This is a genomic window from Ruegeria sp. D4, assembly GCF_056534475.1.
Genome location: NZ_JBQFPJ010000018.1, coordinates 61,156 through 75,095 on the forward strand (window position 1 = coordinate 61,156; position 13,940 = coordinate 75,095).

Sequence of the window (13,940 nt, forward strand, 5' to 3'; positions counted from 1 at the left end):
CTCAAAGATTGCCCTCTAGGTTGGTATAAAGATATCAACCTTGGTTTCCAGACACGGCCGCAGAGAAAAATCATTTGCGCCAATCGTGAACCATCCTTCTGGTCTCTGGTAGAAATCCAGACCTCGTCCGATCTTGATGATCCAGCGGTCGTCGATTCTGATCTCCCGGTCATGAATCTTGCTGTCAATCTCCACTGAAAGGACGACATCTCGCTCAAGAAGGCTCTGTTTGAGTTCTTCAATCTTGCTCTCAACCCCCGCGAGATCGGTATTTTCATCATATCCGGTTAGAAGGTGGATTTCTCGTACGGTCGGGCTCTTAACAACCGTTTCGCAGAAGCGGACAAAATTCGCGATCTGATGCGGTGCACGAATGTATGGGTCTTCGATCGATACCTTCTTAGCCTTCGCCAGGTATGGTCCTATGATCGTGTCGTAGGTATGCCCAACATCCCCATAGGCGATCGTATAGTGCCGATCTTCAGGGATCTCAGCTTCGGCGGTCTGCGCAACGTCAGATGAATCCTCGCTATTATGGGTCTCCGCTTCTGGTTCTTTGGTCTCGGCCATTTTCGGTCTAGAGGCCTTTTCAGAAAGCGTGCGACGGGCAGGTTCAAGAGTAGCAGCAATACCTTTTGTCTCGGGGCAGTGCACCACCACCTCGCGGCCATCTGGCGCGAAGTAGGAAAGGTTGATCAATGCAAACTCATCATCTGGTTTGCGCTTGTTCATCTGCTCCTTGACCCTACGACGACATTCAATCGCGTACTCCACATACTCGAAGAACTGATCGTCGCTTGGAGCCCCGTCGGGATGGAGGATTTTCAAGAGCGCGCAGAGTGTCTTATTAATGCCCTTCTCGTCGCGACCTTCGACATCGCTCCCGAGCTTTACGCGGCTTGAGACTTCTTCGTACCGGTTGTTGTGCTTAAGCTGATAGTGAAACGCTTCGGCCAAGTAGTCCGTGATTAGCCCAAACCGGTCGGTCAAGTACGCACTACTCGTCTTGGGCATCTCCCAGCCAGGCAAGTAGCAGGCAAAGCGGTCCATCACAGCCAGATCGAACTCAGCAGGGAGCGGTAGGAAGAGGTCGTGCTCAGATGAACGAACGATTTGTTCCACCGACTGATCGATATTTCCCACGAAGGCCATGCTCGCATTGGCAATGATCTCAACACCCCTCGAGAACCGACCATTGGCCATGAAGTCCTTCATGATTTGAATGGTATCTGGGTCTTTGATCTTGATCCCGCCAACCTCGTCGAAAGCAACGGTATCCCAAAAGCCAACAAGTCCGATCTTGTTGCGGGCATTGTTGTAAAACAGCGTTGCTTTTGTCGCTTGGCCGCCGCTGATCAGCGTCGAGTACGGGGAAAATTCACTAAAAAAATACGACTTCCCGGTGCCGCGCGGACCGAGCTCGACAAAGTTGAAATTGGCCTCGACGAGGGGCGCGAGCCTAGAGATAAAGTGCAGCTTTTCCCTATGTGACAGCGTGCCTGGTTCGAGGCCGACCGACCTCAAGACCACGTCCAGCCATTCATCTCTGGTCAGATTTGAACGGCCTTCCTTGTAGGCATCGAAGTCGAAGCGGCTCAACTGGATGGGACGCAAGTCTTCTACGTAGAAAGCATAGTTGTCTTCGTCGATATCGTTGTGTGCGATTGTCACTTCTGCCCAGATACCGCCTTCAAGAAGTCGATCGATGTCGCGGTAGAACTTTTCTGCGATGGCGACTTTTTGGGATGCAAAGTTCTCAAGCGCTGCCCAATGCCGCTTGTCCTTCTCGACGTAGCGCACATGCACCTTGTCGATGAACTTGTGCTTGCCCTTTACCGCAACCCGAGATTGGGCAGCGTTTGCCTCATCCGGGCGAACGTAGTTCTCATCAAGCGTCGCAAGCACCGCTTCCATACCGGCTTGGATTTCAGCAGGTTCATTGCTCGCGCAGTACCTCGCCAGTAGGAACTCCAGAACGAACGTTGGTACGTTTGTTCCCTTCTTGATGCGATGTAGCAGGTCCTTCCTTACAACCTTGCCGTCGAAGACCTCGTTGAGCTTCTTGTCTAGCTCATCCATTTCCATTTCAAACTGCATAGTCAGTCTCCAGGTCTAGGCTGGCATAGGCGGCCATTGTCACCGGATCGAGGGCCTTCAGCTTAAACTTTCCTTCAAACTCAGGCTCCATTCGAATGGTGATCTGTTTGCTCTCGCCTGGCCGCAACGTCACGGTCCGTGTCGCCGGGTTCACGTCCCCGCCTGGACGCGGTTCACCTACGACTTCGCCGTTCGAAGTCTGCGCCTCAATCAAGACTTCAATATCTTTGTCTTGCGTGAACATATCTTCCGAAGATGCACTGACTTCGACAACCGGGACGCGCGTCGTAATCCGCTTCGCCCCACGTTTGTAATTAAGATTAACTTCGAAGCTTCCAGTGCCACTCTGATCTTTGGTGTCCAGTCTTGCAGCTAATACCGGTACCACCGCCTCTGGCAAAGATACCCCACCATGGAAGTAAAGGTGCCCAGCTCTGTACGGAGCCATACTCTTAGGCAAGGCGATTTGCTGATAATCTCCACGCACCCCCAACTTGGCCGCATCGATTACAACACTATGATTGTCCGCGTTGCCCGTTCCCAGGAACGCACGGTCGTGTGCGTTTACGAGCCAATTGCCTTGTGGCTTCGAACAGATGTCGCCGTCAGATGCATGCCCATTCAAGAAGAACCCGTGATCTGTGGCGATAACTGCGTCGTGGAAACCAAGCTCGCGCAGCTTGTGAAGTGCCACGCGAACAAGTTTCAGCGTGTTCGGAATAAGCCCGAGGGTGCTCTCCGGATTGTTCTCAAGCTGACTGTCGATCTCAGTCGAGCGCAGCACGATAAGATCAACAGTCTTCGAAAGGCGCGGTTTCGCTTTTACGAAATCGCTTAGGGTCATTTCGTGGAAGCGGTCACCCAACCGCTTCCTTAGAACATCCATACGATGACTGACATTCGCGACTTTGGCATCACCAAGCCTGGGAACGAGCCTACCGGCCTCGTCTGTCAACCTGAGGTCTTCGCGCGCCCCAGGGAGGAGGCTTGCCATTCCAACTGGCGTGATGGTCGGAAGCTGCGCGTACGCCGCTTGAAGTTCAACGGGGCCATCATCCGCGAGCCTTTTTTCAAGCGCTACACCGAGTTCGTAGCGCAGGGCATCTACGAGGATATAGCCGACCTTTCGACCGCTTTCCTTCAGCTTGCTCGCCACATGCTTGTCGTAGACGTCAAGATTGCTCAGGCGTCCTTGCGGGGGCCAACCCGATGTTTCCAGATGCTTCACAAAGGCGCTCTGCACCTTCTCTGCGAGGCGTCTGTATTTTGATCTCGAATACTCGACCACGTCAGACAGGAGGTCTTTATGATCCAAGAAATCGGAGAGCGCCTGCTCGAACTCCCTCTGAAGTCGATCAGTTTCTCTCAAGCTTGAAATGTAAAACTCAATCAGGGCGCTCTGTGACTTTGCGTGATCCGGGAGTTGTCGCTCGTTGTCGTCGCAACTCTCAACCAAGGCGAAGCTAGCCTTGATCAGCTCCCACTGTGCTTGGCTTTCGCCATGACCGATCCACACCGATTGCCCATGGGCTGCGATGGTGGCCCTCGCAGCGTTGAGGTCGTTTTCAAGCAAGCCTTTGATGGCTCGCTTTAGGAAGGTCCGCTCTTCGAAGGGGAAAGTATCCCTGCTGCCCAGGTCTTCGATACTTGCGCAAATCCGGTCCAGCGAGAGCTCTTGCTCGATCTGCTCGGCGCGTTCGATGTAGACATCTCGGCTCGCCGGACTGGTTCTCAACCTCTCGCAGACATCCTCGATAATTGGTTTCGCTTCAGCAACAGTATGCGGAACGCCCTGGAGCTGCTCCGGTAGGTCCGCTGGCAAGTCGAAGACAAATTCGCTGAAGAGCACAAACCGCCACAGCTCGTCAGAGATGGAACTCCAGGTTTTGCCTCTCGTCTTAACGCTCATACCAAGCGTTGCGGATAGGAACTCCCGCGCTTCCTCGCTCCATCCATCTTGAGCTTTGAGCGCCGCCGCTTGCTTCTCGCTTGGGGCTAGCAAGGCTTCAAGGATTTCGCGTCCAGATTCGACCTTCAGCGCGGCGCGCAGTTGCGGCCAACTCGCACCGCCACCTACGGCGTCGACCACTGAAAACGTTGGGCCTCCCGGAGAGTTGGTAAAAACGCGCCTGATCTCCGTGGAGTGGTCCGGCTTGGCTCGGAGGCAAAGACTTAGGTAGTCATCCCCGTCATCACGGGGGAAAACCGCACCGGCCTGAGCGTAAATCGAAAACGGATCGATCTGTTTCTCTTCGTCAGTCTCTGGCCGTCGCTTAGGGACATAGACCAGCACGGCATCCAGCGTGCCTTTTGGCCGTCCAATATCCTGCAGGGCTTCAATGGCGGCCAGGCGGCTCTTGATGCTGCTGCTACTCGCATCTACGACACGAACACTTTCGTCGTCGAGGCTTGTGCAGACGCTCTGGTATCGCCCGTCTGGATCGTAGACGACCATACACCCTGCCTCGATCAGTCGAGGGCGCAAAATGGTGTCACGGATGAAGGCGGCAATACTCATGCCCTATCCTCGGGTTCGACGTAGAGATGTTCCAGGTCGTGCGCGATGGCGAGGGATTTGTCTGTCGCGCACTTCTCGCGCACGCGGTCTGGCCAGTACGCCACCGCAAGGTGCGCCCAGTCGTAGTCACCTTTCTCCAACTTGGCCCAAGTATCCTTAAGAACCTTCTGCCACGGCTTGTGACGGAAAAGCTGCCAGAGCGGTGCGGCGCTGATCTGAACGCCGTCATCGTGGTTGGGGCGATAGGTTGGAGCGATCTCGAGGAGCGCGTCACGAAACTCGATAAGTTCCAGCTCCAGGCCCTGCAGTTTCTCCAACGCTTTCTCATCCGTGCTAGAGCGAGAGCCGCCCTTGTCGCGCAATGTCGCCAGGTCGCTTCGGACTTCTTTCAGCTTTGGCTCCACGAAGTCATTGACGGCTGTGTAGAGCGTTTGGCTGGTGAGATCGGGGTAGTAGAGCCAGAGCGTGTAGTTGCCCGAGCTTGTCGAGATCGGCCAGTAGATCGGGGCCTTGCGGCGGCTCTTGCTGTATTGCCCGAGGTGGAATTTGAAGAAATCGCGTTGTAGCCAGCGGCGCACATCGGCGGTCACTGGGGCTTTGACGCGGGCAAGCACTTCCTCGATCAGGCGAGCGAGGTCATTCGGATGCCCCTGGTCATCCACCAAGATGCCGGAGTGGGCATAGAATGGATCTGCGCCATCGGGCAGCATGCCGGGGCTTTTTGCGGGCAGCGGGTCAAAGGGGTCCGGCTCGGGCGGGGCGTCGCGTTCGCCCGTGGCCAAGCGCCAATCGAAACGCCCGAAAGCGACGCCAGCGGCCCAAGATAGGCATTCATCATTCAGGTCTTCTTCTGAGTGGTTGGCTCGCAACAGGGAAAACTGGCCTACCAGATCGCTTCGCCTGTCCGCCAACATGTCAGGACTAGAAACCTCCGCGATACGATCGCACATATCGTCCAGCGCGGTGTAGAGTTCGACCGCGTCTCGTTTCAGCGACGCGCGACCTGCCTGACCCAATAAAGACTGCGCGATCTTTTCCGGAACAAGGAAGCAAGGAGAAGTCTCGTCGAAAGAAGAAAGTTGGCGCGAAATTGAGATTCCCTTGGCTGCTCTATCTGCCAAAGTGTCCTGAAAAGCACTAAGTCTCGAGAAGGAGATCGGAATTCCTGAGACAGCTCGGTTCTCGATCTTCCTGAAGCGACCAAATACATAAACCAGTTCCTGGGCCACGGCCGAAGAGAGGAACCCGAGAAGGCCCAAGTATTTTTTGCGAACTGCTTCCTTTTCCCGATTGTGATCAGCCTGAAGAAATATGGAAATTGACTCAGAGGAAAAAATTGTGCCTTCGGGCAGAACTCTCGGCGAGAAACCAACACTGCTCACGTGATTGAAGCAGAGACCGAATTTACCCCAATGCTTGCTGCTCTGCATTACTTGAGCGTCACTACCATATTTTTCGGTATTGAGCGCTCTTAGCTGTGCGCCAGATCCCGACCAACGAAGGAATATGCTAGACGGGCTAAAGAAGGGTTGAAATTCGCCGCCCTTTTCATACTGAACCCAATCATCTACTTCCGCCACCATCTCCGGAAAGATGCGAATGAACCGTTCGTCGTCGAAAGTATGGTTTCCCGTGGCAACGGTTGCTGTTTCGGGATCAAGCGGCGTGTCCAACCTCCACTGATGGAGAATCCGCGGTGACGCATGCAGGCACATCGGCCGTCCTGGAATTGCTGCAATATCTTTCAGGGGAAGGTATTGCATGGAATCGCATTCAATCTGTCGAAGAAGCTCGCTGTCTTTTTCTTCAATCTCGAAAAGGTCGGCATAAGCCATCATTTCATTGCTCCGAGGATCGCCTAGAACTGTAAGTGCTGTTTGGACTGCAGCGTCGTCCAAAACATCCTTGCCTAGATCAATGATCGAAAGCGGCAGCTCTCTTATGATCATGTTTTCTCGAAGCTTTTTCATCTGTCGCGTATGAAAGAACTGAGAGGACGTGATGGCGCCGATCAGGCCACCTTTTCTCTTTACGGTGACCGCACGCTCGAAGAAGCCAGCATAAATATCTTTCCAGCCGTCACTCGATTTAGACTTCAGATATTCACGTGCACCATCTGTAGGTTGACCAAACGGTGGATTCATTACCACCACGTCATAGTCTTCGCGGCAGTGGTCGATCATCCGAAGGCCCTGAAGCGCATCCTCTGCAAACAACCGCCCCTGATATGTGGAGCGCGCCGCGCGCGCGAACTCGGTGAGGGCCTCCTGCAAACGGGCCTCAGCCTTCCGCCATTGCGCCATGTCCTCTTCTCGGAAGAGGTCGCCATGCTCACCAAATACCGCGCGTACCAGGGCGGGCAATTCCTTCTCTACCTGCAGTAGAACCCCAAGCTCTGGCAGACCCTTGAGCAGGAACAGCGTCTTTTCGAACAGCTCTGCATCGAGGGGACCAAGCTGTTCCATAAACTGCTTGCGCAACTCGACTTCTGCTGGGGGTGCGACCGCTGCCACCACATTGCCATGCCCGACCTGAGGTCGACCCTTGGCTTTCACGCCTGCCTCATGCCAAGCTCGCTGCGCTCTGAGCCATAGAGCAAGGGATGCGATCTGCGCCGCGCGTGGGTCAATATCAACGCCGTAGATGTTGTGTTCGATGATCAGTCGCGGCACGTCGTGCAAGAACGCGTCTTGATTTGCGTAGGTCTGACTGAGGGGCCTTAGCTCGGCAATGCCACCAGTCTCAGTATCGAGGCAGCCGGGGCCATGGGCCTGCTCCCATTCCCAGGCCTCACGGTAGATTTCCTGGAACAGATCGAAGGCATAAAGCCCGAAGTGCATAGAGCCGCATGCAGGGTCGAGAAGCTTGATCGTGCGTGGATCGCGCAGACGCTTCGCAGGTTCGGGATGTTCATCCGGTTTCACAAGAAGGTATTGGCACCTGTCGCGCAGGCTGGTCTCGCCGCCTGTCCACTCAAACCAAAGCCTGCCAAGCGTGTTGTCGACCAAGAACTCCACCACATAGCGGGGCGTGAAGAACTGATTGCGGACTGCCAGTTCGCGGCTGTTGCGCGGGGCTTGAGACGCATCGCGCATCGCTTTGCGCTCTTCCTTCGAGTTGAAGTACTGGTAAATCCAACCAATCGTCTCGTCCTCACCCCATAGCGGCTCGATCTCACCATGGTTGATGAGATCGATCACTTCGAGGAGCGCGGTCTCGCGAGGGAACAGGCGGCCCTGTGGCGAAAACCGGTCAAAGAGCCCCGGCAAGTCCTGCGCCAACTCATCGAACACGCTTTGTAAGAAGACCCGATAGGCATCACCAGTCTCCCCGAGACCAGTCCCAGCAAGGCGTGAGTAGAGTTGGAAACCCTGAGACTGATAGCCGTTGCCAACAGTCTCGATGAGCAGCCCGCGCGCCTCGGCCATACGCAAAGCCGCTAGACGGTTAAAGATCGTAAAGGCCTGCTCTCGGACGATCCGATCCAGGCCTGCTTTCGCGTCTGTGTCCGAACCAGCGCAATAGTGTTCGAGCGTAGCCCGGAGAATACGCGCCGTCTCGCGCTGTTGGTCGGTTATGTGGCGTAGGCTTTCGAGCGAAGAGACAGAGCCCGAGTCAGGGTCCAACCCATAGTCGTTCTGAAGGTGTCGCGTGAACTCCTCTTCCAGGATTCCACGAGCTTCGCTCACAAAGCGCTGAAGCCTGTTGCGTGTGGACTGATCAAACGCCATCGATCAGGCCTCATCCGTCTTCAGAGAAATGGAGACGTCGATCTCCTCGTAGAGCCGAGCTTGCGTTTTAAGCTCTTCCAGATCCGAGATTACCGCTTCAAGCTCCGATGCCGAGCTCACCTTGGCAGGGATGGACACCGACGTTTCGAGGCGCGAAGGACCGTCCTTTCCATTCTTGGCCTGCTCATCAGCAATGCGCTGGCGTATGCGTTCCTGTCCTGTGATCTCCACAGAACGCTTCAGTTCGTCCAGCGTGGTGCTGATATCATAATTCCGAGCAAGCAGTGCGTTCAGTCCGGCTAGGTCTTCAGTCGCGGTGAACTCCAAGGCATCCAATCGGCTTAGGGTCGTACCACGCTCGTCCTGAGTAAGTTCTCGCCATTCAGGCAGCTCTTGGAGGCTTTCGCCGCCGTCCTTGAGCCGTTGCTTTTGTTGGTTCGATAACTCAATGACAGTGTCACGAACGCGGCCCTTGATGTGGGTTAGGGTCGAAGCCAAGTCCGCAGAATGCCTGAAGAAGTCGTCCTTGGCTGTCCAATCGGAAATTGATGAGAGTTCATCCTTGAGCTGCGTGCGCAGCGCACCGGGTGCGCCGGTATCCGGCAATGCCTCGATATCACGCTTATGAGATTGAAGCTGCCGAAGTGTGTGTTCCAGCCCATTCTCAAGTGCTCGCCGAACCTCTGCAGCCCATTTCAGATTGTCGTAAAGCGCTGACTCCTCCGCTCCTAGAAGCTGGGGCGCATCCGAAGCGTCAGAAGAAAGCAGGTCCGACAGAGACTGGTTCAACGCTTGTGCCCGATCATTTCCGTCAACACCAAGAGAGCCAAGTTTTTCGGGCAAGGAACCATATTCGTTCTGAAACCGAGGGAAGTTCTTCAGCGTCGCTTTGCTGATCTCTTGTTCAAGCGGGATGACGGTGTCGCCCAGCAACTCGGTCAGACGTTCCGAAGCGCGCGACAAGGCTTCATTGGAAGGACGCTCGTCCCTCAGAGACACGCCAATCTGCTTGAAGCTGTTGTTTGTCTTAAGAGCGTCAATCGCAAGCGGCCCAGCAGTTGTAACCTCGCGCCCTGAGACTGTGAGTTTGATCTCGCCAGCCAGCAACATAACGGCGAGAATGTACCGGGTTGTGTCCTGCGACCACCCGAACGGGTCGGCGTTGAAATGCTCAAGAAGCCGCTTCCCGACCGCGCTTCCATGCCGATCAATGTAGTCACGGATGCTCACGAGAGCCTTTTCGTCAGTCTTGAACGACGGACGACCAGCTTTCACCTGAACAAGCCCGAGCGGGTCTAGGGCACTTGTGATCGCCGCTGGATTAGCAAGCTTAAGAACCTTCTCAGCATTATCTGTGTTGGCTCGAACAGGTGCTTCGCCATAACGATCGAACACTTGGGCTGCTGCGCTGGAGAGTATCTTCTTTGACGCCTCTAAGAGGTCGGCATGCAGCGCCGATACAGCAGTGCGCTGTCCCCTGAAGATGAAAGACCCCCCCTGGAGAGCAGTCTTAAGTTTCGACTTGAGTTCTGCCGCCAGCCTTGCAGCGCGATCTTGTTGTGCTCTGCAATAGTCCCTGATCTCCTGATCGGCGTCGTTTCGATGAAGTTCAGTTATCCTCTGACAGCGGAAGACCTCGTTGCAGAGGTCGTCCAGTTCGGGCGTTGTCCTCGTCATTAGACCGATGACAGTTCGGGACGCATGGCTTCGTGAGTCGTCAACCAGGCGGGTCTGGGCCGTTTCGTAGTCGTCGGATGCAACAAACTCGACGACTGTCTGAATGGCGTTTTGCTCTCCAGCAAGGCTCGTCACTAAGCCTCCACTCTGAACCTTGATGCCCGAAGCAACAGCAAGAGTTCCGTGAAAGTTGACCCTCGGTAGAGGATCGAAGACTTCACGGACACCATCGTTGAAGATACGCCGAACATCGACAGAACGAAGCGCAAGTCCGCTACGCTCTTGCTCGATATCGCGAAGCTTCTCGCTCAAGAAGACAAGCGTGCCATCCTTATCGCCGAGCGGCACCAACGGGTCCCGCACCATCTCTTCCACGGCTGCTTTGACTTCCTCGAACTTTGACGGAGCCATGACCGAGGAGTGCATCAAACTGGCAACGTTCTGAAGCGTGACTGGTAGGTTCCCCAGTATCTGCAATACGGCAATAGATTTGGCGATATCTTGGTGAAAAGGTTGATCGGGAAACCGAATTTGAACTTTGCCGACCGCTTGATGAACCGGAGCGAAGGCTCTTCGAATATCCTTCTCGAGCTCGTCATACAGCGTGACCGTCGTGGCGAGCGACCCTACGGGTTGATCCGCAAGTGCAGTTGTTCCCCCCTCACCACGAAGGATGTCTTGGACAACTTTGATGGCTGAACGCAGCCCAACACCACCTGTCGACTTGGCTAGCGCTCCAAGTAGGTGAAGAAGGATTTCAAAGTGAGCAGGTAGGAAAGGATAGAGTTGAACGAAAGTGTCGCGGGTGAAGTCCGCGTCGTAGTACTTCGCATTCTCTAGCCGGGTATTCTGCCGCAGCGCTTGCCCTTGTTGGTCAAAGAGTTTGGCAAGTCGCCTTTCTCCGTCGTTTGACTTACCAAGTAGCCGTCGATAGCAGATTTCCTTGATATCGCTGGACTCTAGATCGATCTGGATTGGAAACCGATCCTTTAGTTTGAAGAGCTGAGGTGAGTTGAGACTAGCTCGGGGGTCATCCTCAGTAAGGGTTTGTTGCGCCGTCGAAATGATCCAAACCTTACCGTCGCCCAGCCTCTTGAAGTTCTTCGCAAGCCCGTCGAGATTTAGGATCAAGTTGTCCCGCGAAGCAACATATTGACCAACTTCGTCGACGATGAAAATGATATTTTTCTTGCCGCTCTTTTGGCGCACAATATCAATCATCTCTTGGACACGCTGATCCTCGAACTGAAGGAAGTCTTCAATGTTGGAGCTAAAAGAAGATGCCTCAGGGAAGAGCTCTTGGTACATCTCGTGCGCAATGCGCGGAATTAGCGCGTCAATAGCAAGCGGATCATTTTGTATCCGCTTCCAAGTGGCACCCGGCATCACCTCGGAAACCTTTTTATGAAGCTCTTCGGTCCGATTGTCCGCTTCAACTTTCCGCTCTAAAGCGGCAACCTTCAGGTTCCGCGAGTAACCTGCCCACTGAAGAACTTTGTAGTAGAGGACGCTCGAAACATCCTCCATCGTCGCCCCAGCTAGCATCTCACTAGCTAGGTCTAGCATCACGACAGCTGCCGGAAATCTCTGCGCGACGGTGCTGAGCTGAGCTTTGGTCTGTGGCTTGTGAAGGCGATCTTGCAGGTGAGTTAGGAATGGGACTCCGTCAATTGTCTTCTTATTGTCGAAGGCAAGACCCAGGTACTTTGTAAAAGAGCTTTTGCCCGATCCGTAGAAGCCAGAGACCCATACGCCAACTTCGTTTTCGCCGCCCGCTTCCATCGCACGTTGCATTTGATCGAGCAGTTTTTGGAACTGCTCCTCAATACTTTCAGTTACAACGTATTCAGATATTTCAGCCTTCAGGCGCCTCTCTTCGTCAGCGCCGTAGCTGATGACTTTCTCAATCGTCCGATTGATGTCGCGAGATGGGTCGAACAGACTGCGAATGCTCATGCTTTGTGCTCTCAATAATATTTATCCGCCCACGTGCACGGAGCGATAGTTGCCGTCCTCTGGGTAAAACCCGAGAAACCTAAGCCTTGTTTTTCCTGTACGCGTTCCCGGATAGAGAAAGATCGTCGGCACATAAAAACTACCCTGCAATTTACTTTCAATTGAGCCGATACGCAGGAACGGATGCAGTGCTTCTAGATCTGTTACAATTAGCAGCGCGTTTTCGTTTCCCTCAAGCTCACTGAGCTTATTCTCAAGTCGCTGGAGAAGACCGTCTTCCGCGGTAGCACGTGCGGCAAGAGCATCATTGGTCTTCCTCCAATCAGTCGGGGATTTCTCGTCCTGTGCCACCCAGAGGGGCCAAAACGGGTCTTGCTTCAGCAAGTCCCAAAGCTGCTCCGAGATTGAGAACAGCTGAATGTCCCAACCCTCTTGATGTAGCTTCGCTTCCCAGGCAGGCGTTTGCCGCTTTACCTCAAGTATGCTTTCAGGAGGAAAGACGAGGTAATAGACGGGTTCAAAGCTCGCGTGACCGAGCTCACGCCCATGGCGAATCCTTTCACGAAGCTCATCAAAATCTGCTCTAAGTGAGGCCATCGCAAAGCGTCTCCATGTCCGGGAACGTCCAACTGACACGCACAATGTCGCTCGCGCTCTGAATGACTAGGTTGCCCTGGAGTGATGAACGTTTCAGCTCCTGGGCTACATCTTCACGAGACAGGCCAAAAAGCCCCCAGTCCTCATGTGCGAGTACGGTGTTGTCGCCCATCCCAAGAAAATGAAGATCATACGCCAGATAGGCAGTGACAGGTTCCGCTATTCGAAAAGGAAGAATTTGCCGGGTTGATTTCAACCCAGATTGGAGAAGTCCAAAGTCTGCGCAACACCCGGTAAGGTAAGCTGCGACACGACGGATAGTGCTTTCGGACCAGCGCTTTGAAGTCTTACCGTCGTCTATGCCGCGCTCGACAAAACGCCGAGCGTCATTGCTTTCGATCGTGTCGTAACCGCCTTCATAACGCGCCCAGTAAACATCGCGGACAAAATCTGCGAGGATTGGATTGGCGCGGCAGGTGTACAGAAAGAGTAGCTGTAGGAACGCGTCACTCGGAAGCTGATGACGCAGAGTCTTAAGAAGTCGCGCCGCTTGCCCGTCGCCCCTCAGGTAGCGCGGCGCAAAACACTCTGCCACGATGTTTCGCAGGCGCCGCGCCGTCACGTTTGGAAACCGACCTGAAGAAAGCGCGGTCTCGTACAACGCTGCTGTGCGCATTCCAGGTTCCCAGATTTCGAGTAGCTCTTTGGTTTCCTCAACCAATCCGAGGCCAGCCTGGAGCTGCGTTGTGTATGGAGCACTTTCCATTACGAGCTCACCCCGAAATATGGATAGGCGTTCGTGCCTCGTTCAAATGCTCCATGATAGATTGACGCTAATTTCGATAGCGCTGATCCAGATAGAACGTCCTCGACGTTACCACAGAGAAATGGCCCCTCAGCAATTTCGGTTTGAGCGTCGAAAAAGGCCCTAAGAGACTCTAAACGAGCTTCTCGATCATCAGCTAGGATACCCTCAATCTCATCCGGCGACAGAGATGCGATGGTGTTTTGGATATCTTGCTCGACTTCTTCAGGAAGCCGAAAAGTGTGAAAGCTACCCGCACTCAGATGTTCATCATGGGAGCGTCGAGCCGCCTCCAAGACACCGTGATACTGCGCTAAGATAGAAGTTCTCGGAAAGACTGGCTCCAAAAACATTTTTGCTGACTGTGAAAAGAATGAAGTGGGCCACCAGCCGTAATTATCACGCTCTCCCAAAGCGCCAACTAGCATCCGTAGCTCAGCAATTTGCCTGTAGTAAGACGCAGTGCTCAATGTCTTATCCTTGGTCAAAACCGTTAGCGTGGAACTCACCTCGCGGGATCGCTGGTCAGAGGGGAAGCTGGGAGTAGGTATCTCCGTTC

At 54.2% G+C, this 13,940-nt stretch carries 7 protein-coding genes; all 7 read right to left on the minus strand.

All coding sequences use genetic code 11. The features are described 5' to 3' along the window. Positions 1 to 15 precede the first annotated feature (15 nt). Genes brxL through ACR0MI_RS19490 form a run of 7 tightly spaced genes read right to left on the minus strand, consistent with a single transcriptional unit; the run spans position 16 to position 13,851 of the window. Positions 16 to 2,097 carry a BREX system Lon protease-like protein BrxL gene (gene brxL / locus ACR0MI_RS19460; RefSeq protein ID WP_480855308.1) on the minus strand — a complete coding sequence of 694 codons (2,082 nt, stop codon included), beginning with the start codon at positions 2,095 to 2,097 and terminating at the stop codon, positions 16 to 18. Continuing rightward, the gene (locus ACR0MI_RS19465) at positions 2,087 to 4,615 is read right to left on the minus strand and encodes a PglZ domain-containing protein (RefSeq protein ID WP_480855310.1); all 2,529 of its coding nucleotides are present in this window, start codon (positions 4,613 to 4,615) and stop codon (positions 2,087 to 2,089) included. Before ACR0MI_RS19465 ends, brxL begins: the two co-directional genes overlap by 11 nt. Further along, a complete protein-coding gene (pglX, locus tag ACR0MI_RS19470) occupies positions 4,612 to 8,346 on the minus strand; it encodes a BREX-1 system adenine-specific DNA-methyltransferase PglX (protein ID WP_480855312.1) in 3,735 nt (1,244 codons plus the stop codon). Before pglX ends, ACR0MI_RS19465 begins: the two co-directional genes overlap by 4 nt. 3 nt (positions 8,347 to 8,349) lie before the next feature. Next, positions 8,350 to 11,979: a BREX system P-loop protein BrxC gene (brxC, locus tag ACR0MI_RS19475; RefSeq protein WP_480855315.1), complete on the minus strand. Its 3,630-nt coding sequence runs from the start codon at positions 11,977 to 11,979 to the stop codon at positions 8,350 to 8,352. Between the two features lie 21 nt (positions 11,980 to 12,000). After that, on the minus strand, positions 12,001 to 12,576 hold the full coding sequence (locus tag ACR0MI_RS19480) for a BREX protein BrxB domain-containing protein (RefSeq protein ID WP_480855317.1): 576 nt from the start codon (positions 12,574 to 12,576) through the stop codon (positions 12,001 to 12,003). Next, positions 12,563 to 13,342 carry a BrxA family protein gene (locus tag ACR0MI_RS19485; protein WP_480855319.1) on the minus strand — a complete coding sequence of 260 codons (780 nt, stop codon included), beginning with the start codon at positions 13,340 to 13,342 and terminating at the stop codon, positions 12,563 to 12,565. The genes ACR0MI_RS19480 and ACR0MI_RS19485 overlap by 14 nt, the downstream gene beginning before the upstream one ends. Next, positions 13,342 to 13,851, minus strand: coding sequence for a BrxE family protein (locus tag ACR0MI_RS19490; RefSeq protein ID WP_480855322.1), 510 nt, complete (start codon positions 13,849 to 13,851; stop codon positions 13,342 to 13,344). The genes ACR0MI_RS19485 and ACR0MI_RS19490 overlap by 1 nt, the downstream gene beginning before the upstream one ends. Between the last annotated feature and the right edge of the window lie 89 nt (positions 13,852 to 13,940).